This window comes from Luteolibacter pohnpeiensis (genome assembly GCF_016595435.1).
In the GTDB taxonomy this organism is placed as follows: Bacteria; Verrucomicrobiota; Verrucomicrobiia; order Verrucomicrobiales; family Akkermansiaceae; genus Luteolibacter; species Luteolibacter pohnpeiensis.
The window spans coordinates 25288-46694 of sequence record NZ_JAENIJ010000019.1 but is presented as its reverse complement, the minus strand read 5'-3'; the positions used below and the strand labels follow the sequence as shown (position 1 = coordinate 46694).

Here is a 21407-nt window from a genome sequence, read left to right as displayed (position 1 = left end):
TCGCAAGAGGCTCCGCCGGTTTTCGTTCCAATGATGACTGCAACTCTAACTGCTGAGGAGGAGAACCGTTACGCCGAGCTTCAGGCAATGGCGCTTGATGCCGCGCGGAAAGGCGATACGGAAATGCTGCGGCCAATGCTGGATGCCGGCTTGCCGATCGGACTGTCCGATGAAAAGGGCAACAGCTTGCTGATGTTGGCGACTTACCATGGCAACGCTGAAACCGCGCGGCTTTTGTTAGAACAAGGTGCCGATCCCGATCAGCGGAACGATCGACATCAGACACCTTTGGCTGGCGTGGCCTTCAAAGGCTATCCTGATCTTGCCAAACTGTTGGTCGAACACGGGGCGGATGCCGCCGCTGACCAGGGCGGGGGGCGGCGCCCCATCGATTTCGCCGCTCTATTCGGCCACACCGAAATCGTCAGGTATCTGGAATCGGTTTCCGCGTCGCACAAACGGCGACGCTTGGTGTTTCTATCGCGGACAAGTCGTTTGATCCGCAAAATGATCCGCCGCTGAAGTTGAATCAACCGAGAGGAAACTCACCTTCGTCATCGATGCCGTGCCAGCCGAGGCTGCCAAATGCGCGAAAGATGGCGGGGATGGGTTCTCCTGATTCTTCGTTTTCTCCATGCTCAATCGTCGCGCTGCTGCTCAGACCACGATTAGACTCGATGCTGATTACGGTGCGGTAGCCGCTAAGGTGAATCCAATCTCCCCAGGATTTGGCCTCATGGCGTGGTTCGAGTTTCTGTTTACGCAGTGCGGAGAGAACTTCGGAAATCGTGCTGGGGGTTTCTTCTTCGTTTAGCTGGACAACGGTTTCCATGGTAAAAGGTATTAGGGGATGGGTTCTTTTGTAGTTGATGTTGTTAGAGTCGCTTCGCTCAGTTTGCGATAAACACCGCCCTGGGCAAAGAGTTGTTGATGAGTGCCTTGTTCGACCAGTTTTCCCTGATCCAACACGCAGATGAGGTGGGCCTTCTGAACGGTAGAGAGCCGGTGGGCAATGACAAAGCACGTTCGATCGCTCCGCAGATTTTCGAGTGCTTGCTGAACCATCCGTTCGGTTTGATTGTCCAGTGCCGAAGTAGCCTCGTCTAACAGGAGGAGCGGCGGGTTTTTCAGCAGGGCTCGGGCGATTGACAAGCGTTGTTTTTCACCACCTGAAAATCGAATACCGCGCTCACCGGCCACGGTGTCCAATCCTTCCGGCAATGCGCGGACGAAATCGGCTGCATTTGCCGACTGGAGCGCGGACCAGATTTGCTCATCGGTCGCATCGCTTTTGGCTAGCTTCAAATTCTCACGCAGGCTTGCGTTGAAAAGAAAGTTATCCTGGGTCACGTAGCCCATTTGATCGCGCAGCCATTCTTTCGAAAGGTCTTCCAGCGGGACGCCGTCCAGCAGAATTCTGCCGGATGTGGGCTCATAAAACCGGGTCAGCAAATTCAGCACCGTGGATTTGCCAGCTCCAGTGGCACCTACCAAGGCAATGGTCTGGCCCGGTCGCGCGGTTAGATTCAAATGGGAAACGGCCGGGCTGTCTTCCGAATAATGAAATGAAACATCTTCAAATCGGATTTCTCCTTGAATGGTGCTTGGACGGAGCCCTTCTGTTAGATGGCTTTCATCCGGCATGTCGAGGATGGCGAACACACGTTTGGCCGCGACGACTCCTTTTGAAAAGGTTTGGCTGAGCGGATTGATGCGGGAAATGGGATCGAACAAAAATCCCCAGGCGACGAGAAATGAAATCACGACGCCGGGTGAAATCTGTCCGTGCAATGCCCACCAGGCGCCGAAGGCCACCATCAAGATGATTCCGGATTCTGCAATGAATGAAACTGCTGGCCAAACCACGGCTTGACCACGCATCACCGTGAGATGCTTTTCACCGACCTGCAGGGAGGCTTGCCCAAAGTCGTGCAGTGCTTCGGGCTCGACCGTATATGCCTTGATTTGCCGGATGCCAGATAAGTGGTCGTGAAGCAGCGCGTTCAGTGCGGATGAAGCCTCGGAAGATGCACGCCATTTTTTCTCCGAATGGCGGCTCCACCACCAAGTGATCGCGGCGATGAATGGCAGTGGTAGCAGCACAACCAAGGTAAGGCGCCAGGAAAACCAAACCATGTAGCCGATGACGATGAGAAATTGGAGAATGGCGGCGAATGCCTGATCGATGCCTTCCACGATGACCCGATCCATGGTCGGGACGTCATCGGCTACTCTCGACATGATCTCGCCCGAAGAATTCACATCGAACCACTTCACCGGCAAACGTTGGAGTTTTGAATAAAGTTCCAGGCGGATGAGGTGAGTCAGTTTGAGCTCGAGGATGTTGTTGAAAAAAGTCCGCAGGGAAAACAGCAATTGGCGCGCTAGGATCGCTGCAACTCCGATGCCTGCCGTAGGAAGGATCAGATCGGGGCGATTTTGAGCAATGATCACATCGATAAAGCGCATGGTAATTCCTGGTAGGACCAGCACCAGCGAGGTGCAGATCACGGCCATGACCAAGGAGAGCAGACTTCGCCCGGGAAATCGCAGTGTGTGGCGCAGGATGCGGGGGATCATGGTAGCGTTTGTATCATGCAGATCGTTGCTGCCAATGCGGTAATGCAGCATGAGGCTGGAGAATGTTCAGGATTGGCGCTGGGACGATTCCTGATCAAGCTGTCTGGCAGATGCTTTCTGATCCATGGACCTACGCACTGGCTTTGTTTGCGGCGATTTGTATAGGTCTCGCGAAAACGGGCTTTAGTGGAATATCCCTCATCGGTGTTTTCATTTTGGCGGATGTTTATGGAGCGAAGACCTCCGTAGGTGTTGCCTTGCCATTGATGATCGTGGCGGATTTCATGGCCTATCCGGCCTTCATCAATCATGGTTCCTGGAAGCCGGTGTGGAAATTGTTAGGCCCGGCATTGTTCGGAATCTTGGCGGGATGGTTGTTGTTAGGGGCGATCAATGATCACTTGGCGCGTCGTTTGATCGGAGGTTGCATCCTGCTCATGGTCGGTATCCAAGGATTCCGTCGCCTCGATCCGGAACGTTTCGAAAGAGTCGCGCATTCTCGTGGCTTCGGCCTCGTGACCGGAACGTTCGGAGGCTTCGCCTCCATGCTGGCCAATGCTGCGGGGCCTGTCGTTCAACTGTATTTGTTAGGCAAGAACATTCCGAAGATGGAATTGATCGGAATCAGCGCGCGCTTTTTCCTTTTGATCAATCTTATCAAGGTTCCGTTCAATGCCGGGCTGGATTTGATAACGACTGCGAGCTTGGTGGATAACGCGAAGCTTCTTCCGGGCGTGATTGCCGGAGTGATAGCAGGCCGTTGGCTGATCAAGCACGTTCCACAGGCCGTTTTTGCCTGGATGGTGATCGTGTTTTCGTTAGTCGCCGGGCTGCGCTTGTTGATCTGGTGATCAGCGCGGACTATTGATTTGCAGAGTTTTCCAGGATTCCCAAGCCATGAAAATCAAATAGATCGGGAATATCATAAAGCCGACCTGGGAAAGTAAGATCGCTCCTAGCAGGGCAAAGCCGATGCTGATGTAAAGTGTCAGCCGGATACGCGCAGGACCAAGAAGCGCATGAAGTAGCTGACCTCCATCCAATGGAAGAACTGGTAGCAAATTCAAGAGCGCCCAGAATAAGCTGATTTTGTAAAGGACACTGATGAAGAAAGTCAGATTCTGGTTCTCCGTGATCAATGGATTGTTCAAAACCAGGCTGGCTAAGAAGGCGAAGAGTATCTGCAGGCCAGGGCCTCCAGCAGTGACCAGAAAACTTTTGGGCCGCGAAAGAATCCCGGCAGGGTAGGTGGCAAACCCGCCAAAGGTGTGAAGTGTGATCGCGGTGGGAAGTCCGAAGTATCTAACCATCAAGGCATGACCCAACTCATGGATCATGATCGACACAAATCCGGCAAGGACGAACAGGCCAATCAATAAAATCGTGTCCTTCTCGGGGGTGGATGATGGGAGGAAGGACGTTCCCAAAATTGCCATGGTGATCCAAAAGAACGGCTGAACGTTCACGGGGATGCCGAAAATCTTAAAACGAATCATGCGCGGAAAGCCGTAGGTCAGAATGAATTGATGTGCAAGAGCGTGGCGATCATGAGGCTGATCAATCAGGTGCGCACCTGATAACGTCCACTTGACCTGAAGATATTTCACTCGTAGAGAATCGAAATTATCTGATGGGTTCCATTTCTCAGAACCAATTGCATGACTTGACCTCCCTCGACCAAATGATTCCAACAATCTCGATTATTGCCCGCATCGCGGGGCTGGCGGCCAGCGTTGTGCTGGTCTCATGCGGACCGCTCGGAAGTCCGTCCAATCCGCCCAGAGCCCAGCAAGTTATGTATGAGTGGCACGATGATGGCGGGCCAGGTGAGGTTTCTGTCGACATCAGTTTGTCGGAGCAAATCGCACGCTTCAATCGGGGTGGGCAAGAAATTGGTTGGACCTATGTCACGACCGGCAAAGAAGGGCATGCAACGACTCCGGGTAGCTACCAGATTACGGAAAAGATCGTGGACAAGCATTCGAATCGTTATGGTTGGATGGAAAATGCTGCCGGTGAGGTGATCGATGGGGACGCTCGGTATGACGATCCTGTTCCGGCGGGAGCCCGCTACGTTCCTGCTCCCATGCCTTACTGGATGCGCCTCACGAATTACGGAGTTGGCATGCATGGGGGGATCATCCCCAAACCCGGTCAGCCATCATCACACGGTTGCATCCGCTTGCCGCATGATTTTGTCCCGAAGGCATTTGATGCGGTCAAGGTGGGGACACCGGTTAAAATATCCGCCTAACAGGACTTTCCGGGGATGGCATTTGACTTTGGGCCGCCGAGGCGCTTCCAAGTGGAATGCACTACACCTTGAAAGCTGTTCTTTCCGGACTGGCCGCATTCTACGTTTCCACCACGGCTCAGGCGATGAACGTCGGGACGTATAACATTCGTTACGACAATCCGGCTGATGCGAAAGCTGGTAATGGTTGGGAACAACGTGCCCCAGTCATCGCCGGTATGATCCGGTTTCACGGTTTCGATATCGTTGGCACGCAGGAGGGATACATCCATCAGATCCACGATCTGGAAAAGTTGCTGCCTGAGTATGAATGCACCGCTCACGGCCGTGACGATGGAAAAGAGGCTGGGGAGAACATCGCAATCTTTTACCGCGCCGATAAGTTCAAAAAACTCAACGAGGGCTTGTTCTGGTTATCGGAAAACCCGGAACAACCCGGCAAGGGATGGGATGCTGCGCTGCCACGGATTTGCGGCTGGGCGGAGTTTCAGGACAAAGAGAGCGGCAAAAAGTTTTATTATCTCAGCGTTCATTTCGATCACCGCGGAGTGGAAGCCCGGAAGCAAAGTGCGAACTTGCTGATTCAGCGCATCCAGCGGATTGCCAAAAACACGCCGGCCATTCTTTGCGGTGATTTCAATGTGGATCAAACCAGTGAAAGTTACAAAGTCCTCCATGATTCCAGCATTCTGCGCGATTCGTATGAGGTTGCCCCATTGCGGCTCGCGCTTAACGGAACGGCCAATCGCTTTGATGTGAACTCGATGACAGACAGCCGCATCGATCATGTTTTTCTAACCAAGGAGTTTGATGCCAAAAAATATGGCATTCTCACCGATACCTACCGCACTCCAGCAGGCGACCAGACCGGTGAACGTTCTGGAAATTTCCCAGGTGAGGTGGTTTTCAAAAACTACGAAGCCCGTCTGCCATCCGATCACTTTCCGGTGCTGGTCGAGGTCGATTGGAAGTGATTTCTGAAGGTTCCGGCAGGTCGTATCTTACGAAATCAGGATCAATCTGCCGAACCTCGTATTCGGAAAACGATAGAGCCCGCCCGGATTGGTTACCGGGCGGGCACAGTTCTTCCCAATTGGTCAAAGGCGGATTCGCTTATGGCTGGGCGGGAATATAAAGTTCCGAACCTTTGGCCAGGAGGGTTGCATCTGCAAAATTGAGTCCGTTGAGGTCGTTCAAACGTCCAACATCAACACCATACTTGTTGGCGACTTCGCCATAGGTCATTTCTCCATTGACCGTGATGGATCGGATGGCTGGCTGGCCACCCGTTGATTGGGCGGTGGATGTTTTGGCTTCCTGACGGGAGGCTTCTTTGGCAGGTGCGGGGGAAGATGGTGCTTGCGGTGCTGGAGCTGGTGCAGGTTTCTCAGCTTTAGCGATCTGCTGGCTGCTGGTGGCGCGGCCAAGATGCAGCTTTTGACCTGTTCTCAACTGGGAGGCTTTCACTCCAGGATTGGCAGCCATCAGCGTGTCCGTCGACATGCCGTGGGCCTTGGCGATGCTGTAAAAGGTTTCGCCTGGTTTGATGATGTAAATGTCATCCTGATCCGCAGCTTGATGGGATGGAGCGGGAGCGGCGGGAGCAGATGCGTTTTGTGGCGCAGGGCTCGCTTGTGGGATGACGATGACTTGGCCGACGCTGATGAGGCCGGCATTTTTGATGCCGTTGGCTTTGGTCAGCTGATTGACGGTCGTGCCGTATTTGCGAGCGATGGCAGCCAGGGTGTCACCCGAACGAATGGTGTAAGACTGACCTTTTCCACTGGAGGACGGTTCGCTCCGGGTCGAGTCGCTGGGGCCACGCGAGTTTTCTTCAAGGCGTGGTTTCGCCTTTTCACCCGCAAGCAGGCGCAGGTGGGCGTTCTCCTCTTCCAGCTGATGAATCTGGCGTTCCTGTTCGTTGCAAAGGGAGCGGAGCGTTTCGAGCTCGGTCTTGGAAAGTCCGAGAGGGGCGGTGAGCAACATGGCGGAGGCTGCGAGCCAGATCGGGGATTTCATGAGAAGGTATTTTTCAAAATTTATGGTTAGGATCAAGTGAAATTTTACATTTCTTAAGCACTCAAATGCCTTCCGTTATCACGAAAAACAAAAAAGGCAACCCGGTGAAGGGTTGCCTTTTCAGACGAAAACCAAAAAAAATTATTCGAATCTCAGATCATGCACGACCGAGGTAGGAATTGTCTTCGGTCTTCACGTTGATTTTTTCGCCGACGTTGATGAACAATGGAACCTGAACCACGAGGCCGGTTTCCATGGTTGCTGGTTTGTAGACGTTGTTGGCGGAGTCGCCTTTGACGCCTTCGGAGCTTTCCGCAACCGTCATGGTCATGGTGAGCGGAAGATCGATCGACACCACGATGCCGTCGGCAATCAGAAGGGTGTAGACTTGGCCGTCGATGAGATAGTTTTTCACTGGCTCGATCAGATCCTCGAACACCAGCATGTCTTCGTAGGTTTCCGGGTTGAGGAAGTGGTAACCACTGCTGTCCTTGTAGGAATATTCGTGAGGGACTTTCTCGAGCACCACGCCTTCGATCGAATCGTTGGAGGTCAACCGGAGGTTGAATACCTTTTTGGTGGCAACGCTGCGGATCGACATCTGAACGTAGGATGCCATCCGTGGAGGGGTCTTGAGTTCGTGATCGATCACGAGGCAGACCTCGTTGTTGTGGCGGACGGCGTGTCCCTTGCGAAGGTTGATGATAGGAGTGCTAGCCATGGTTACGGGGAAGGAGTGAGTAGGGCGGCGTGCCGCCGGAAGCAAGCCTGAAGAATCCGCACAGGGCAAGGGATGAAACAAAGTGCGAAAAAATTGGGGATGGAGTGCGATCCACCCGGATCAAACACTCCATCCCCGTTTTCCCTCTCCTGTCTGGAGAATGTCAGGCGTCGAGCCGGAGGGCGGCCCGTTGTGCGGCGGTTTTGGCTTCGCCTTTTACGATCGGTTTTGCGGCATCCTCGTGGGTGAGGCGCATGCCGACCGGTTTGGAAACTCCGAATTCCTCCATCGTCACGCCATACATGACGTCGGCGCGCGCCATGGTGCGCTTGGAGTGGGTGACGATGATGAACTGGCTGTTGTCGATGAATCGGTCCAGCACCTTGACGAAGCGGTTGATGTTCGATTCGTCAAGCGGCGCATCAAGCTCGTCCAGCACGCAGAACGGACTTGGCTTGATCATGTAAATCGAGAACAGGAGCGCCACGGCGGTCATCGAGCGTTCCCCACCGGAGAGCAGGGTGATTGATTGCAGCTTCTTGCCGGGCGGCTTGGCGATCACCTCGATGCCGGATTCCAGCGGATCGGACTCATCAAGCAAGGTCAGGTCGGCCTGGCCTTTTTCGCCAAACAGCTCCTTGAACATTTCCCGGAAGTTTTCGCGCACCTGGGCAAATGTTTCCGCAAAACGCCGCTGCGTTTCGGTGTTGATGCGTTCAATCACCTCCAGCAATTCGGTTTTCGACGTTACGAGATCGTCGTGTTGATTGCGGACGAAATTGAATCGCTCTTCCAGTTCCTCGTATTCCTCGATCGCGTCCAGGTTGACCGGGCCCATCGAGTCGAGCTTGCGCTTGATGTCCGCGACGATGGACTCGACGAAATTCCAATCCGGCTCGCCGGTCATTTCACCCGGCAAGGTCACGCTTTCAACCGTCGGGCCAGGGGAGTCGGAACTGGATTCCTCATCCGAATCATCATCTGAAACCTGCTGACGGCCACCGCGCGCTTGCGACGCTTTTTGCGAAGCGATCGAGGAAAGCAGCGCGTGTGCGTCCGGCTCGAATTGTGCCAGCTCGACCTGATGGCGTTCAAGAATCGTGGAGGTGAGGCTTTCGATCCGCAGCTCCAGTTTGGTCACGGCAACTTCCTCGCGACCTTTTTGTTCACTGACGTGCGAATGATCGCGACGAACGTTGGCAAGCGAGGCTTCAGCCTGTTCGATTTTTTCCAGCAACTCGGCCCGGCCAGCGGCACGCGAGTTGATTTCCACCTGCAAGTCCTCTGATTCGCAGCGGTGGGTTTCCACTTCCTCCAGAAGCCGTGAGTTTTCGGCGATCGCGGCCTCAATGCGTTGATCGAACGATGCGATTTCCGTTTCGCGGCGGATCGCGATTTCCCGCAGTTCGGAAAGCCGTGACTCCATCGGCTTTTGCTGCTCCTCAGCAGCCTGCTTGGCTCGGCGCTCCACCGCCAAGGCCGTGCGGAGTTCATTCAAGGCATCGGCAAAATCCTGCTCGCGGCTGCTTGCTGAATCGGCTTCCGATTGCAGGCGGCGCCCCTCATCTTCCAAACTTTCAAGGCGCTCGCGGACCGAGCTCAGTTCGGTTTCCAGATGCTCACGGCTCTCGGCAGCTGCTTTTTCCCGATGGTCCAGATCGCCGCGCTCGCGGTGAATGCTTTCGATTTTCGTATCGAAATTCTCCACCTCACGCGTGGCCAAGCTCAGTTGGCCTTGAAGCGTTGAAAGTTCAACTTTCTGGCGCTGCAGGCGCTCGCGTGACACCTCGACTTCTTCGCGCAGCTGCTCCTGACGCCCTTCCAGATCTGCAACCCGTGCCCGGGCCGCCTCGTCTGCAGCGGTCAAATCCGTGACCTCCGCTTCCAGGGCGCGCACTTCGTTTTGCTGTTCCAACACCGACGTGCTGCCACCAGCGGCCGCGCCACCGCGAACGATGCCCTCGCTGCCGATGAGTTCACCGGCCAAGGTGACCAACGTCACGCCCGCTTGTGATTCGCGAAGCTTCATCGCCGCCGCCATATCCGGCACGACCAAAACTCCACTGAGCAACTTCTCGATGACCTTGGAAATTCGCGAATCGGACTTCACCCGATCCAGCGCCCATGCGACAGCCCCCGCAGGGCAGGCGTTGGGTTTCACGCCGTCGGCGCGACCCACAAATGACTCCGGAAGGACTGCTGCGAGGCCGAGTTTTTCCTCCGTGAGCCGTTGGATGATGGCTTCCGCAATGGCCTGATCCTGCACCACTACTGCTTGCAAATGACTGCCTAAAGCGGCTTCGATTGCGCGAGCACAGGCATTGTCCGCCTCGATGAATGAGGCCAGGACGCCGTGGATTCCCGGTTTGAAATCATCCGGTTTGCCCAGGCCTTTCAGCACATTCTGCGTTCCCTTTTCAAAACCTTCACCACTTTCCACCAACTGGCGAACCGCATCGAGCCGGGCGGAGCGCTGGGCCAAAACTTTATTCGATTCCGTGGCAGCTGCGCGGGCGGTTTCCAATTCGCCACGGGTATCGTGAAATGCCTGCTCTGCGGCCTGGAACGCATCTTCCAGATCTGAAAGCTGTGATCCGGTTTCGTCGACTTCGTTGGCAATCCGTGATTGTTCAGCGCGGCATTCTTCGAGTTCCAGCGATAGCCGTTGTTCTTCGTCGGCCAGCTGGCGGGCGCGCTCGCGATTGCCCTCGAGCTGGGCCATGGCGGATTCGATTTTTGCCTGCATCGTCGCCATCAAGGTTTGCGCACGCGTCGCTTCGCCTCGCGTTTCGCGCAATGCGGACTCGATCCGCTGGCGATCTTCACGGGTCGAGGCAGTCCGGCTTTCCTGTTCTGCCAACTGCAACTCTTGCTCGGCGATGCGGCGGTTCAATTGGTCGAGCGCTTCGTTTGCGGCGACGACTTCGAACTCCTGCTGCGCCAGTTTTTCACGGGTCGATGCGATGTCCTCGTGGTTTTGGCGAATGCGCGATTCCAGTTCGGTTTTGCGCTCCTCATTGAAGGCCATGCGCCCTTCCGCGGAAGTCAGCTGGTTGCGATGTTCGTTGAGTTGTTGCCGCAGTTCAGCCAGTTCGCCTTCGAAAAGCCGGGCAGCCGCGCGGGCCTCCTTCACCGCTTCCTCCTTGGCCGGCAGCTGCATTTCCAACTCGGTATCGCGAACTTCCAACGAACGGATCGAGTTCCGCAATTCATCGCGCTCAGCCGTGAGCTCGACGAATTTCTTGTGACCGAGGTGGGTGTCCAGCACCCGGACATCCGCTGCCAGTGCTTGATAACGGCGGGCTTTGGCAACCTGCCGCTTGAGCGAGTTCATCCGGCGCTCCTGCTCGGCCAAAACATCGGACACCCGCAGCAGGTTGGCCTCGGTGTATTCCAGTTTGCGCAACGCTTCCTTTTTCTCGCGCTTGAATTTGGTGATGCCTGCCGCTTCTTCGAAAACCGCCCGGCGTTCTTCCGGTTTCGACGAAAGAATCTGGTCGATCTGGCCCTGAGCCATGATCGAGTAGGCGGTGCGGCCGATCCCGGTATCCATCAGCATGTCATGGATGTCCTTCAGGCGGCAAAGCGTGTTATTGATCCGATATTCGGAGCGGCCATCCCGGAAAACCCGGCGTGTGATGCCAACTTCGTTGAAATCGACCTTCAGAGGTCCTTCGCAATCGGCCATCGTCAGAGTGACCTCCGCCATGCCGAGCGGTTTGCGTTTTTCAGTTCCGTTGAAAATGACGTCAGCCATTTCTCCACCGCGCAATGCCTTGGCGGAAGTTTCGCCGAGCACCCAGCGGATTGCATCCACGACATTCGATTTGCCGCAACCGTTCGGACCGACAATGCCGGTCACGCCCTTGGCGAACTCAAAGGTGGTCTTGTCGGCGAACGACTTGAAGCCGTGGATCGCCAGTGTTTTCAGATACATGCCGGACAGGAAGGTTAGAGGTTCAGCCCGCGAGGGAAAAACGGGCAACCCGGAGTGTATCGAAACTTCGGGCCTTCGCAACGAAAGAGAGCGGAAACGACTAAATGTGGTATGATACGGAGGGTTATGGTGGTAGATATAGTATGTTGCGATGATTAAGAACCACGAAATAATCTGCAGAATCGGACAGGTCTGCGACTTTGATATTGCTCAAAGACTTCGGTGTCCTAGTCTGAATCGATGATTTCAAGCCCACGGATCGGGAGATTGCGGATAATTTTCGTTTCGATTTCGGTGGTTCTGTTGGCTGTCAAAGCGAGTGCGACCGTTTTGAAGCCTATGATGCACAGATGCCCGGTTTGTGGTTCAGAATCGGTGTTTATGGGTTTGTGCAGCTATTCCCGTTATGGACCTGCAGCGCGTGATCTTTCCGACAATCCATCGATCCTCTATGGTAGCGTAACTATTTGTCCGGCTGATCTTTTCGCGGGAAGCGAAAGCGATTGGGAATCGGTCGATCAGGAAACAAAATCCAAGCTGCGAGAATTTCTCGATCACCCGGCCTTGCATCTGAGTGAAGCGGAGAAACATGCGATCTCTGGGCATGAGGAAGCATTTCGGCGGAGTCAGTGGTTCGACGAGTTATGGGCGCGAACCTGTGGCGAATTTTTACCAACCAACGAGCGTCGACAGTTAATGCAGAGCAGGAGGCTCCAGGCCATTGGAGCGTTCCAGGAGGAAAATGGCACGCTTGAAGATTGGCAGCAGGAATTGAGAAAAATTGAACTGGAAAAACTGATTGCTGAGCTGAAACAAGCGGCGAGCGCCAACTGGCCGAGCCAGGATGAGAAACGGATATTTGCCTACCTCCGCGCCGAATTCACCCGGCAGGCGGGACGGAATGCCGAAGCGATCGAATTATTCGATCAGGTCGCCGCGGTGGAAAAGGAATACAGGGCGAGCGATGAGGCTGATGGACTTGAGTGGATTTCCAGTTGGGCGGAAGAACAGCGACTGCGCGCAAGTCCTGTTGCGAGTCAGCCGGACGAGCTTTTGAAATGCATCATCCCAGAGTTGCCTGATCCGCAGGATGAGGCTACTCAACAAGATCCAAGGTGGTCACGGCATTGGGTCGCTGTAGATATTTTAGCGAAAAAAGCTGTAGCGGGTGAGGTTGATTTCCAGGCTGCACTCTGGGAGTTGCTCGATCGTCGAACAGACAGGTTCACGGCTCTCATCCATATGTCGAAAGCTGATTTCTCGTTGCTGGGACAGAAAGATTCACGATGGAATGATTGGTTTCAGGAAATTCGTGTCATGTCGGATTCTGAAGCCGGTGAACTCAAGGCAAGATTGTTTGAGAGCGAAAGCGAGTCTTGGAGAAAACAGATTCTACTGCCTGCAGTAAGACGACTAGGAGCGAACGACGATCCATTTTCACTACCGGTTTCACCAGATGGCAAGTTGGCGGATTCTTCGACTGATCATGAGGCTTTAGCTAACGAACTAGCGGAGCTGTGGAAGGATAGCTTGCCAGAAGATCGGGCCAGTATCGCTCGTGTGTTGGTCCACCTATTGCGCGTCACGGATGAGATTGCGGAGACGCCAGAGCAACCATGGAAAACATTACTGATCCAATTGGCCGAAGTGGAGGAGGGGCAGAATGCCATGATAGAGCAACTTGGCCAGCCTTGGAAAAGTTCTTTCTGGAAGTCGGTTTGTGCTTACCTGGCAGGAGTTTCCGACGCAGATGAGGTTTTGATCACAGACGCTTTTGTTGAAAAGGCGGGCTCAGAGTGGATTTGGCGTTTGCTCGCGGCTAAGCACGATCCGGTATGGATGGATAGGGCAATTGATCAGCTCCAGGCCGATGGATGGGAATCGATCACTGCCAGCTCTTATCTCTTCGGACTGGATCAACCGAAAGCGGCTGATGCCTTGGAGGCATTTGCTGAGAAATCCAAAACTCCAGATCAAACCAAAACCCGAGATGCTGCTCTCGAAGAGGTGAGCCTGATACAGTTGCGCATGATCGAAGAAAGACGGACAGAAAGGCGGCTGAAAACGCTTCCTATCCGGTGACGATGGCGAGGAATCAATCGTCGTCCGCGCGAACGTAGGATTTGGATTCTTTGGAGCGTTGGGCGCTTTCGATCACGTTCAGAGCGTGGTTGCCAATGGCTTCGAGGTGATTGTTGATCTCGGTATAAAGCATTTCCGTTGGCACCTCGCCTTCGGATTGCATGCGGCGCATTGCGCTCTTGTTGTGCTGCTTGCGGAGTTGATCGATGCGATCTTCCAGGCGATTGGCGTTTTCGAACATTTCGGCGGTGACGCCGGAGAGCGCGTTGGTGCAGAGGTCGAGGATTGCGCGGACCTGGGTGCAAAGCGAACTGAGCTCGCGATGGCGGTCATCTGAAAACTGGTGGCCTTTTTCGTATTTACGCTGAACGACTTTGACCAGGCGATAGATCCGGTCGGAGGCTTCCTCGTGCTCTGAAACAATGCGCAGCATGGAGGTGATCTGATCGGCATTTCCGGGACCAACTTCGCGCGCGGAACACTGGATCAGGTAGGAGGTGATGTCGTGCAAAAGCAGGTCGCAGTCATCTTCCATTCGCTTTAGTCGGACGACTTCCGATGATAGGTCTTCGTGCGGATTATTCAGCACGTTGACAAATCCATCGAACATCTGGGAGGTGATGGTGTTCATCCGCTTGGTTGCGGTCTCGGCTTCTGCAAGATTCAGCTCACCCAGATCGACCAGACCTTGGGAGATGTATTTCAGGCGGACATCGCTCGCATGCGGCGATTTATCGCGAACCCACCATTCGACCAGTTTGGCGATCTGTGGGATGAATGCAACCAGCAGGCAGATGTTGGCAAAGTTGAATGCGGAGTGGAAAATGGCAGTGGCGAATCCGATTTCCGATTTATGGGCATCTCCAGCTGCAGAGGGGAAATGGTCCTGCAGGTAGCCTGCAAGATGCCACGCCATCATTGTGAAGGGCTTGAAAATGATCAACATCCACAGCACGCCGATGACGTTGAAGGTGAAGTGGGCACGCGCTGCACGCCGGGCGTTCACATTGGCTCCCAGAGCGGCAAGCCAAGCGGTGACGGTGGTTCCGATGTTTTCACCAAGCACGATTGCCGCTGAATTCCGGAACACCAGCATTGGATCGCCGACGTCACCCAGCCAGCCGTTGAGAGCGCAGGTCATGGTGATGGCCATCGCGGCGGATGACGATTGGACCATCAGCGTAAGAATGATGCCGCCGAATAGATAGAGTAGTGTGGATGCCATCCCGCGCCCACCCATCCAGGTGACCACATTGCGGATGGTTTCTGCGGTGCCAGGGTCGGTTTTGATCAGTTCCCGGAGATCCGGGACCGAGTCCTTCAGCAGTCCGAGGCCGAAAAACACGAGCCCGAATCCAAGCAGCGTCTCGCCCCAACTTTTTCCCTTGTTCTTGCCGATGAAGAGGAAAGGGAGGCCGATTCCGATCAATGGCAGAGCGACGCTGGATACATCAAACTTTCCGACCATTGCCACGATCCAAGCGGTGACCGTGGTTCCAAGGTTCGCGCCCATGATGACCCCGATCGATTGAACCAGAGTGAGCAAGCCAGCGTTTACAAAGGAAACGACCAGAACCGTGGTTGCAGAAGAGGATTGGACCAGCGATGTGGTGAAAAATCCGGTGGCGATGCCGCTGAAGCGATTGGTGGTAAGGCCGGCAAGGGCAAGTCGAAGGCGTTTGCCAGCGACCCGCTGGACTCCCTCCGACATGATTTTCATGCCAAACAGGAAAACTCCGAGAGCTCCAAGAACCTGGAGCAAACCGAGGATGACTACGTGAATCGGGACAGAGGCGAGGACAAGCATGACGCGTGACGAAGTCGTCACAAATCGCGTGACGGGACCAGAAAAAACGCCCTTTTTACTCTCAGATATTCAATCGGATCAATGCCCCATGGGGTGATGGGGCATCTTTAAACCGAGCGAAAAGGCGAGGGGAATTCCAGGATTACTGGAAAAGCTCGCGAGCGGTATAGGCCATGCCCACGGCTGCAGCTGCGTCTCCACCGATTGCCCACTGGAACTGGGTGGTGATTTTTTCCGGATCCAGCGGGCTGCGCAGGTAGACCGGCCAGGCGCGATCCTTGAAGCCATCCATGATCCATTCCATGTAGAGATCGCGGAAAGAGGTCTCGGCGAGTCCGCCGCCAATGACAACCAAGCCCGGATCGAAGACTCTCACCAGATCGGCAATCGCATAGCCGAGGATGAAACCCTGTTGCTTGAAGATACCAACCGCCAGAGGATCACCCTTTGCCGCGTAATCCCGCAGCTGGAATGCTTTTTCTTCAATCGTGGTATCACCTTGATTGAGCGGATGGTCGGCATTCTCAGGTTTTGCCAATTCCAAACCGACGCGGCGACGCAGGGCGACGAGAGAAACCCAAGCTTCGGCGCAACCCTTCAAGCCGCAGGAGCATTGAGGTAGTTCGCCATCATCTTCACGAAATGGCACGCTGATGTGACCGACTTCCAAAGCCAGGCCGTTGGCACCTTCGTAGCTGCGACCGCCCGGGAGAACGAGTCCGCCACCCAAGCCGGTGCCTGGTGCGATCAGAAGGAGGCTGCCGAGGTGCTTGAGCCGCAGTGCGTATTCACCCAGAGCCGCTGCGTTGCCATCGTTGGTCATGAAAACAGGAATGCCGGTGCGCTCCATGTATTTGCCACGAATGTCAGTGCCGACCCAATCGTCGCCTAAATTGGCACGCCCCCAGATCACGCCATCGCTGCTAGGTGCTGGAACGTCAAGTCCGATGCCGCGCACCGCTTCTTTGGTGACGCCTGCGTTGGCGGTGAGTTGATCAATAGCGCTGTCCAGTTGGGCAAAGGTCGCTTCGTAGCCGTTTTTCACATGGCTGCGCACCTCGACAAGGTCTCCGACCTGTTCCCCGTTCGAATTGACGATCACGCTTTTTACGGTGGTGCCGCCGATGTCAAGGCCGACGAAATAGGAGGGAAGATCTGCCATTAGATGTTTGTTTCAGGGTTTAACGAATCATGTTTTTCCGCCTCGGGACTGTCAAGGCCACGGCTCATTATTACGGATCTGTAAAATTTCGATTCGCGGATCTGAAGAAAGCATGTTACAACACCATGGTGAGACGTTTCACACTTTGCCTCCTCCTTTTCCCGCTTCTTTTATTAACTCTGCAATGCCAACAACTTGGCCCGCCATCGGGCACGAGTGACAGCTGGTCGAAGCAGAAGTCCGTCTCGGCGACTCATAGCTCGCCAGCATCGATGGCGGCGATGATGCGGCAGGTTAATTTGAAGGTGGATATGGTTCCGGCCGGAACTTATGGGCGGAAAGTGGTCCGGCCGATGATTCCACGCTACATCACGATTCACAGCACCCAGAACTACACGGCGGATGCAGAACGTCACGCCCTCGCCCTCAAACGTGGAGCGCTGCGCTCAGCGATCCGGAAAGGCGGCAACCGCATCGGTTTCCTCATTTGGCATTTCACGGTGGATGATCACGTCGCCATTCAACACATGCCCACCAGTGAACAGGGCGAACACGCGGATTTCGATGGCCCGGGCAATCGCTATTCGATCGGCATCGAAATGTGCGAACAACGCGGATCAAATTTGGCCGCGACTATCGACCGGACAGCCAAGCTGACTGCGGTGTTGATGAAAAAGAACAACATTCCGCTGAAAAACGTCGTGCCGCATTACCATTGGCCACGCAACGGAAAGAATCCGCCGAACAAAAACTGCCCGCATTTCCTGATGGATAATGGCAAGCCCGGGAAGAAGTGGCAGGCATTTCTCGGTCGGGTGAACTTTTACTATCAAAAACTCTGAGCATCGGATTTTTTCGTGAGATGTCTCATGTCGATTCCTGCGGAAGCCCGGGCAACCGCGATACCGAACTGAATCCCGACGTTTTTTATGTCTGCCAGCGCTGCACCGCGTGCTGCAAATGGCCGGGTGATGTGCGGATTGAAGAGGATGAAATCGCCCCCATCGCGCAGCATTTGCAGCTTTCGGAAATGGATTTTATTTCCCGTTACACCCGGCTGAGAACGAATCGCCAGGGGCTCTCGTTGCTCGAAAAAGAGAACCACGAGTGCATCATGTTAGATGGCAATTCGTGTCGCATTCACGCGGTGAAGCCCTCCCAATGCGGGGGATTCCCGAATAAATGGAATTTCCCCGGCTGGCGCGAAGTTTGTGAAGCAATTCCGGTTCCGCGAGTGGCGCCGGGAATCGATCCGGTCTAGCAATTGCCAGGTGCGGAAGATCATCCATATCGACATGGATTGTTTTTACGCAGCGATCGAGGAACGTGAGAACCCGTCGCTGCGCGGAAAACCCGTGGCTGTCGGAGGCAGCAGTCGCCGCGGCGTGCTTACCACGGCGAACTATGAAGCCCGGAAATACGGGTGCCGCTCGGCGATGCCGGTTTTCAAGGCACTCGAGCTTTGTCCGCATCTGATTCTCGTGCCGGTTCGGTTCGAGCTCTACCGGGCGGCAAGCGCGCGGATTCGATCGATCTTCAGTCGTTTCACCGAATTGATCGAGCCGTTGTCATTGGATGAAGCCTACCTGGATGTTTCTCACTTATCGACTAGCAGCGCGGCGATTGCTCGGGAAATCCGGGCTCAGATATGGGAGGAAACCCGATTGACCGCATCCGCCGGGATTGCCTCTAACAAGATGCTGGCGAAGATCGCGTCCGATTGGAACAAGCCGAACGGCCAGTATGAAGTGACCGAGGAAAATCTTTCTGCGTTTGTGACTGCCCTACCTGTCGGCAAACTGTGGGGAGTCGGCAAAAAATCGCGCGAGAAACTCGCTGAAATGGGAGTCGAAACGTGTGCCGATTTGCAGAAATTCGAGAAGGTGGAACTCGCCCGCTTATTCGGCAAATGGGGCATCGAACTTTGGAATCTGTGCCGTGGGATCGACGACCGAGCCGTCTCCCCGGAAAGAACCCGCAAATCGGTGAGCAGTGAGCGGACGTTTGCTGAAAATCTGCTTTCGCTTGAGGATCTGATCCCACCGATGCGCCGCCTCATTGCGGAGGTGGTTGAAGAAATTTCGCTGAAGCACTCGGATCGCGAAATCAGGTCGTTGGTCGTGAAGCTGAAATTCGCCGATTTCGAGCGAACTACGGCAGAACGTGCGGGAAATATTCCGGATCCGGAGATCTATGAAGAGCTGGCTGCTGAAGCGTGGAAACGGGGACGGGGACGCCCGGTGCGCTTGATCGGAGCTGGCGTTCGCTTCGCGGATCGCAAAGACGAAGAACAACTCGATTTGTTTGAGGGACTCGCTTAGCGCGGCGGGGCTGTTTGGTTGAGCCCGCCAGCGCCATGTGTTTCAGGTCTGCGGATTGAGCACGACCCGGACTGCTCATGCATTGCTGCCGTCAGGTGCCGAGATATTGATCTTCGGCGGCTCCGGAGTTTTGTCCGATTGGACTTTTTCCAAAGATGAGGTGATCACCCAGCCGCGGGTTTGGGTGGCGAAGGACACGTAGGACCAGCGCCCGCTTTGGTGCAGGATTCGGCAGAGCGATCCGGGAGGGGCATGAATCACGGTAGGTGAAGTGCGTGCGGCATCGGTGTGAGCAACGACGTCCTTGTCGACCACCACGGCTTGTTCAGCGATGGGGGCAAACTTGGCTTCATCTGGATAATATTTCCAACCAACGGCACCAATCAGGAAGAGCAGAGGGGCGATCACGAATGCAGGGATCGCGGCCATACGCAGCTTGGAGGTCGGTTGGGTGGCGGGAAATACCAGAATGGCCAGGATGCAGAGCCAGATACCAAGCCAGAAGGTGCCCTTCCAGGTGTTGAGAGAGACTTTGGAGAGCTGATATTGAAATTGCTGATGGTGAACGGTGATGGCCCCGTATTTCCGCTCAATGAATCGTAGATTTTGTTGAGCTTCCGGGTGAGTGGCATCCCGATTCAGGGCACGGCGATAGTAAAGTGCGGCATTTCCGGGCGAACCGAGGCGATAGCAAGCATTGCCAATATCATACAGAACGTCGGCACTGAGAGATTTGTAATCGCCCGCGCCGAGCCAAAGTTTGATGGCTTCCTGATAATCTGCGGAATTGTAGGCCTGAGCAGCCTTGTCGCTCACGGATTCCGCCGCATTTGCAGGTTGGACGGTAGCTCCGACTAAAAACAGAAGCGCGATGGCTAGAGCGAATTTTCGCAGCTGTTTGACGATCTCTGATTTTCTCGATGAAGAAAGTTCGGCGTCAGTTGGCTTTTCCGCGCGGAAGCAAATCTGATCGCGCTCGGCAAGAATCTGTTGGATTTCCGGTTCCTGGACATTGCCCAGCCAGCGCTCCACGAAGCTTCCGGCGGCTTTGAGAAATCCGAAGCTGTCGGTATCTTTCATGCGGTCAAGTTGTTGCAGTTCTTTCTTCTTCGCCTCGGTATCCGGATGAGTTTGCAGTTTCGATGCCACCTTGTGCCATGATGCCTTAACGATCAGACCAAGAGTGAGCAGAGCTCCGATCAGGTGAAGACTCCATCCGGGCAGCGAAAGACCACCCGGCATGGTGAGTTGGGCTGGCTTGATCAGGCCGAGAATGTCCGACATTTGCTCCACGGGCATCGGCAGCGCCTGGGGTGGACCAGCCAGCGTGCCTCCGGGATTGGTGGATGGGAGGATCTTTAGCGGAATGGGCTGGGTGGTGACGGTTTGATATTCGGCAGTGCTCGGGTTGAAATAAACCAACCGGAATGGGGGAATCGATGGCTTGAGCTCCAAAGGGCGGAGCATTTGCTGATAAGTTACGGTGCCATTCAGCTCCCGGCGTTCATCGCCACGTTGATTGCTGACCGCGTCATAAACTTTCCATCCGTCGCTGTCCTGCAATTCAGGGGCTTGCAGAGTATCCAGATTTCCGCTGCCGGTGACCGTGAGTTCCACGGACAATGGCTCGCCTTCATGCAGCTCGGTTTGGGTGGTTGTGGCAGCGATCGAAAAATCTCCGATGGCATTGCGGAATCCGTCAGGTGCACCTTCGGGAAGCGGGACGACGTCCAGTGCGAGTGTAGGGATGTCCAGCGTTACCGGTTCGTAGCTCCGCCGTGCGAACGGATCCATCATGAGCTGGACCGTCGTCAAACGAACGGTTGCAGGGCCAATTTCGACACGCCCGGTCCGGGTGGCGGTCATGGTGCTTGGGTAGGTCCGTCCACGGTATTCGACCCCGCGCAAGCTGATCTGGCTCGGCATTTCAGAAAGCTGGTAACGCCAGGCGGCGACCCCGTCCCGCTTGAACTCTGGAACGCCCCAATCCTGAACAACCGACGCGAGATCACTCGGTACGTAGAGTTTGATCTCACTGATCATGGTTTCGCCCAGATACGGGTGGTCCCGGAGCGACATGAATGCGGCAGCGTAGTGGAACGAATGACCGTTCACTTCGGCATCTGCCCATGGTAAGGTGTTGGGATCAAATACCTGGAACTCGATCGGCTTGGATTGCTGCTTTTCACCGCTGACGCTGATTTCGATCGGCGGAATCGTATAGGTGCCGTTGGTGTAGCTGGTGATGCCATATTGGAAGACGTATTCCAGATTGCGTCGGTTGCGTCCGGGAATCCTACCGCTGCCCATCGCACGGAATCCAACCTGAGGTATTTTGGGAACGACTGGCGGCACATCCGGGTCACCTCCAGAGATGCGGATTTCAAAAATTCCCTGTTCTCCCTGAGCGAGGAAATGAGTGGAGATGTCGGTCGTGATTTCCGCGCTGGCGAGCGTGGATACCACCCAGCTGACGGCAAGAAGCGGCAGCAGGAACGGAATATGGAGTTTTCGTGTGATCATC

17 protein-coding genes are annotated in these 21407 nt (G+C 55.0%); 8 read left to right on the top strand and 9 right to left on the bottom strand.

The window, feature by feature from the left end; genetic code table 11:
* The first annotated feature begins 30 nt into the window (after window positions 1-30).
* Window positions 31-522, top strand: coding sequence for an ankyrin repeat domain-containing protein (locus JIN85_RS12510; RefSeq protein ID WP_200271182.1), 492 nt, complete (start codon window positions 31-33; stop codon window positions 520-522).
* A 7-nt stretch (window positions 523-529) separates the two neighbouring features.
* Here JIN85_RS12510 and JIN85_RS12505 read toward each other — a convergent pair whose 3' ends face one another.
* Window positions 530-832: a hypothetical protein gene (locus tag JIN85_RS12505; RefSeq protein ID WP_200271180.1), complete on the bottom strand. Its 303-nt coding sequence runs from the start codon at window positions 830-832 to the stop codon at window positions 530-532.
* Between the two features lie 11 nt (window positions 833-843).
* Entirely contained in the window at window positions 844-2631 is a 1788-nt protein-coding gene (locus JIN85_RS12500) for an ABC transporter ATP-binding protein (RefSeq protein ID WP_200271178.1), read from the bottom strand.
* A 59-nt stretch (window positions 2632-2690) separates the two neighbouring features.
* Here JIN85_RS12500 and JIN85_RS12495 point away from each other — a divergent pair, with 59 nt between their 5' ends.
* Window positions 2691-3431, top strand: coding sequence for a sulfite exporter TauE/SafE family protein (locus tag JIN85_RS12495; RefSeq protein ID WP_200271176.1), 741 nt, complete (start codon window positions 2691-2693; stop codon window positions 3429-3431).
* Here the strand turns inward: JIN85_RS12495 and JIN85_RS12490 are convergent, their stop codons facing one another.
* Complete coding sequence (locus JIN85_RS12490) at window positions 3432-4187, bottom strand: metalloprotease (protein WP_200271174.1); 756 nt, start codon at window positions 4185-4187, stop codon at window positions 3432-3434.
* Between the two features lie 74 nt (window positions 4188-4261).
* Here JIN85_RS12490 and JIN85_RS12485 point away from each other — a divergent pair, with 74 nt between their 5' ends.
* Window positions 4262-4834 (top strand): L,D-transpeptidase family protein, encoded by a 573-nt coding sequence (locus JIN85_RS12485; RefSeq protein ID WP_200271172.1) that lies wholly within the window; start codon window positions 4262-4264, stop codon window positions 4832-4834.
* A 56-nt stretch (window positions 4835-4890) separates the two neighbouring features.
* Complete coding sequence (locus JIN85_RS12480; protein ID WP_200271170.1) at window positions 4891-5808, top strand: endonuclease/exonuclease/phosphatase family protein; 918 nt, start codon at window positions 4891-4893, stop codon at window positions 5806-5808.
* 139 nt (window positions 5809-5947) lie between these two features.
* On the opposite strand, the gene JIN85_RS12475 is transcribed toward JIN85_RS12480, so the two are convergent.
* The 3 genes from JIN85_RS12475 to smc all read right to left on the bottom strand — a co-directional run bounded on the left by JIN85_RS12475 (window position 5948) and on the right by smc (window position 11511).
* On the bottom strand, window positions 5948-6853 hold the full coding sequence (locus tag JIN85_RS12475; RefSeq protein WP_200271168.1) for a lytic transglycosylase: 906 nt from the start codon (window positions 6851-6853) through the stop codon (window positions 5948-5950).
* 157 nt (window positions 6854-7010) lie between these two features.
* Entirely contained in the window at window positions 7011-7574 is a 564-nt protein-coding gene (locus tag JIN85_RS12470; protein ID WP_200271166.1) for an elongation factor P, read from the bottom strand.
* Window positions 7575-7737: 163 nt separating this feature from the next.
* Entirely contained in the window at window positions 7738-11511 is a 3774-nt protein-coding gene (gene smc / locus JIN85_RS12465) for a chromosome segregation protein SMC (RefSeq protein ID WP_200271164.1), read from the bottom strand.
* Between the two features lie 381 nt (window positions 11512-11892).
* Between smc and JIN85_RS12460 the strand changes: the two genes are divergently transcribed.
* Complete coding sequence (locus tag JIN85_RS12460; RefSeq protein ID WP_200271162.1) at window positions 11893-13593, top strand: hypothetical protein; 1701 nt, start codon at window positions 11893-11895, stop codon at window positions 13591-13593.
* Between the two features lie 13 nt (window positions 13594-13606).
* Here the strand turns inward: JIN85_RS12460 and JIN85_RS12455 are convergent, their stop codons facing one another.
* Complete coding sequence (locus JIN85_RS12455; RefSeq protein WP_200271160.1) at window positions 13607-15421, bottom strand: Na/Pi cotransporter family protein; 1815 nt, start codon at window positions 15419-15421, stop codon at window positions 13607-13609.
* Window positions 15422-15542: 121 nt separating this feature from the next.
* A complete protein-coding gene (locus JIN85_RS12450) occupies window positions 15543-16562 on the bottom strand; it encodes an ROK family protein (RefSeq protein WP_200271159.1) in 1020 nt (339 codons plus the stop codon).
* 29 nt (window positions 16563-16591) lie between these two features.
* On the opposite strand from JIN85_RS12450, the gene JIN85_RS12445 reads away from it, so the two are divergent.
* Genes JIN85_RS12445 through dinB form a run of 3 tightly spaced genes read left to right on the top strand, consistent with a single transcriptional unit; the run spans window position 16592 to window position 18883 of the window.
* Window positions 16592-17404, top strand: coding sequence for a peptidoglycan recognition protein family protein (locus JIN85_RS12445; RefSeq protein WP_234047400.1), 813 nt, complete (start codon window positions 16592-16594; stop codon window positions 17402-17404).
* Between the two features lie 20 nt (window positions 17405-17424).
* Window positions 17425-17823, top strand: coding sequence for a YkgJ family cysteine cluster protein (locus JIN85_RS12440; protein ID WP_200271157.1), 399 nt, complete (start codon window positions 17425-17427; stop codon window positions 17821-17823).
* Window positions 17824-17833: 10 nt separating this feature from the next.
* Window positions 17834-18883, top strand: coding sequence for a DNA polymerase IV (dinB, locus tag JIN85_RS12435; RefSeq protein ID WP_200271155.1), 1050 nt, complete (start codon window positions 17834-17836; stop codon window positions 18881-18883).
* A 75-nt stretch (window positions 18884-18958) separates the two neighbouring features.
* On the opposite strand, the gene JIN85_RS12430 is transcribed toward dinB, so the two are convergent.
* On the bottom strand, window positions 18959-21406 hold the full coding sequence (locus JIN85_RS12430; protein ID WP_200271153.1) for a BatD family protein: 2448 nt from the start codon (window positions 21404-21406) through the stop codon (window positions 18959-18961).
* Between the last annotated feature and the right edge of the window lies 1 nt (window position 21407).

What these genes read in the sequence shown, in the direction of transcription:
- JIN85_RS12430 (WP_200271153.1), bottom strand. Translation starts at nt 21,406, where the DNA reads ATGATCACACGAAAACTCCATATTCCGTTCCTGCTGCCGCTTCTTGCC.
- JIN85_RS12450 (WP_200271159.1), bottom strand. Translation starts at nt 16,562, where the DNA reads ATGGCAGATCTTCCCTCCTATTTCGTCGGCCTTGACATCGGCGGCACC.
- JIN85_RS12475 (WP_200271168.1), bottom strand. Translation starts at nt 6,853, where the DNA reads ATGAAATCCCCGATCTGGCTCGCAGCCTCCGCCATGTTGCTCACCGCC.
- JIN85_RS12500 (WP_200271178.1), bottom strand. Translation starts at nt 2,631, where the DNA reads ATGCTGCATTACCGCATTGGCAGCAACGATCTGCATGATACAAACGCT.
- JIN85_RS12480 (WP_200271170.1), top strand. Translation starts at nt 4,891, where the DNA reads ATGCACTACACCTTGAAAGCTGTTCTTTCCGGACTGGCCGCATTCTAC.
- JIN85_RS12485 (WP_200271172.1), top strand. Translation starts at nt 4,262, where the DNA reads ATGATTCCAACAATCTCGATTATTGCCCGCATCGCGGGGCTGGCGGCC.
- JIN85_RS12440 (WP_200271157.1), top strand. Translation starts at nt 17,425, where the DNA reads ATGTCTCATGTCGATTCCTGCGGAAGCCCGGGCAACCGCGATACCGAA.
- JIN85_RS12460 (WP_200271162.1), top strand. Translation starts at nt 11,893, where the DNA reads ATGGGTTTGTGCAGCTATTCCCGTTATGGACCTGCAGCGCGTGATCTT.
- JIN85_RS12510 (WP_200271182.1), top strand. Translation starts at nt 31, where the DNA reads ATGATGACTGCAACTCTAACTGCTGAGGAGGAGAACCGTTACGCCGAG.
- JIN85_RS12505 (WP_200271180.1), bottom strand. Translation starts at nt 832, where the DNA reads ATGGAAACCGTTGTCCAGCTAAACGAAGAAGAAACCCCCAGCACGATT.
- JIN85_RS12470 (WP_200271166.1), bottom strand. Translation starts at nt 7,574, where the DNA reads ATGGCTAGCACTCCTATCATCAACCTTCGCAAGGGACACGCCGTCCGC.
- JIN85_RS12495 (WP_200271176.1), top strand. Translation starts at nt 2,691, where the DNA reads ATGCTTTCTGATCCATGGACCTACGCACTGGCTTTGTTTGCGGCGATT.
- smc (WP_200271164.1), bottom strand. Translation starts at nt 11,511, where the DNA reads ATGTATCTGAAAACACTGGCGATCCACGGCTTCAAGTCGTTCGCCGAC.
- JIN85_RS12445 (WP_234047400.1), top strand. Translation starts at nt 16,592, where the DNA reads ATGTTTTTCCGCCTCGGGACTGTCAAGGCCACGGCTCATTATTACGGA.